Origin of the sequence: Streptomyces pathocidini, assembly GCF_001418495.1 — a bacterium.
GTDB lineage: Bacteria > Actinomycetota > Actinomycetes > Streptomycetales > Streptomycetaceae > Streptomyces > Streptomyces pathocidini.
Genome location: NZ_LIQY01000504.1, coordinates 1 through 1,783, shown reverse-complemented (window position 1 = coordinate 1,783; position 1,783 = coordinate 1). Strand labels below are relative to the sequence as shown.

Sequence of the window (1,783 nt, the reverse complement as noted above, 5' to 3'; positions counted from 1 at the left end):
GGCCGGGACCCCTGCGGATCGGAAGGCCTGCAGGGCGGAGGCCCGTGGGTCAGGAGCCGCTGTTGAGCTTGATCTCCTTGGTGGCGCCCTCCTCGACGCCCCACTTCTTCATGATCTTGTCGTACTCGCCGTTCTCGACGACCGCTTCGAGGGCGGCCTTCAGCGCGTCGCGCAGCTCGGTGTTCTTCTTGCCGACCGCGATGCCGTACGGCGCGGCCTCGACCTGCTCGCCGACCAGCTCGAAGTCCTTGCCGCCGCCGGAGGTCTTCACCGCGTACGCCGCGACCGGGAAGTCGCTCGCGCCCGCGTCGGCGCCGCCCGCGCGCAGGCGGGTCTGGGCCTCCACGTCGGTGTCGAAGGCCTCGATCGAGAGCTTCTGCTTGCCGCACTTCTTGGCCTGGCCCTTGGCCAGGTCGTGGGCGACGGTGCCGCGCTGGACCACGACCTTCTTGCCGCAGAGGTCCTCCCAAGTGGCGATGCCCTTGGTCTTGCCCTTCTTGGTGTAGATCGAGACACCGGCGTTGAAGTAGTCGACGAAGTCGACGCCCTCGAAGACCTTCTTGCCCGACTCGGGGTCGACGCCGTTCTGGCGGTCCTTGGTGTCGGTCATCGCGGACATGGCGATCTGGTAGCGGCCCGAGCGCATGCCGGTCAGCAGGGTGTCGAAGGTGCCGTTCTGGAACTCGAACCTGACGCCCAGCTGCTTGCCCATGGCGTCGGCCAGGTCGGGGTCGATGCCGACGGTCTTGCCGCCCTCCTTGAACTCCACCGGCGGGTACGCGATGTCGGAGCCGACCTTGACGACCTTCGAGCTCTGGATGTCCTTCGGCAGTTTCGAGAACAGCGGCGCGGCCGAGCCGGAGCTCTCCGTCCCGCCCTTTTCGGTCTGGTCGCCGCATGCCGTGAGCAGCAGGGCGCCGGCGACCGCGATCGCCCCTGCGGCGGCCAGCCGGGTCCTGGCGGCGGCCGGGCGACGGATGGTGCTTGCGGTCATTGCTGGTCCTCCTGCTGGGTGAAGGGAGTAGCAGTTCGAGGCAGTACGAACTGATGGGTGCGTGCACATCAAGTGGGTGCGTGCACATCATCGGGCGTCCGCGACCTCGTGTGATTGGGCATCTTGCCATCCGGATGGGCCGGAACAGTGGGCCGCTCATGTCAAAATCGGATAACGGGTGGATCCGCGGCTTCCGGGCGGCCGCCCCCTTCGAGTGATCCGCGCCCGATCGGCGGCGGCACCGTAAGGTCTCTGGCCGAACTGGCGCGAGACGAGAGCGACTCGTGCCGATCCGTGATCGTGCGGTAGAAACGATGGCGACACCCCTCACCCGGGGCTCAGAGCGCGTGTGCGGCGCGCTCGGCGTCCGTACCTCCCCCGCCCGCGGCCATTCGCCGCGCCGGACAGCGGACGCGGTGCCCGCCCGCTCCTCAACTTCTGGAGCGGATACCCTCGAATGAATTCAGACATAAGGGGTCAAAAAGTGGCAGCGGAGATCGTGAATCCTCCCAGTGAGGCGCTGGATCCAGTCGATCCGGCCTTCGCCCTCCACCGCGGCGGCAAGATGGCGGTCCAGGCGACCGTTCCCGTCCGGGACAAGGACGACCTGTCCCTCGCCTACACGCCCGGTGTCGCCAAGGTGTGCAGCGCGATCGCGGAGCGGCCGGAGCTCGTCCACGACTACACCTGGAAGTCCCAGGTCGTGGCCGTCGTGACGGACGGCAGCGCGGTGCTGGGGCTCGGCGACATCGGGCCGGAGGCCTCGCTTCCCGTCATGGAGGGCAAGGC

At 68.1% G+C, this 1,783-nt stretch carries 1 protein-coding gene and 1 pseudogene; one reads left to right on the top strand and one right to left on the bottom strand.

Going from position 1 to position 1,783, the window contains the following annotated elements; genetic code table 11:
* Positions 1-49: 49 nt before the first annotated feature.
* Positions 50-994 (bottom strand): ABC transporter substrate-binding protein, encoded by a 945-nt coding sequence (locus AOK16_RS21445; RefSeq protein ID WP_055473817.1) that lies wholly within the window; start codon positions 992-994, stop codon positions 50-52.
* A 484-nt stretch (positions 995-1,478) separates the two neighbouring features.
* Here AOK16_RS21445 and AOK16_RS21440 point away from each other — a divergent pair.
* Positions 1,479-1,783: pseudogene (locus AOK16_RS21440) on the top strand (NAD-dependent malic enzyme); the annotation flags it as partial.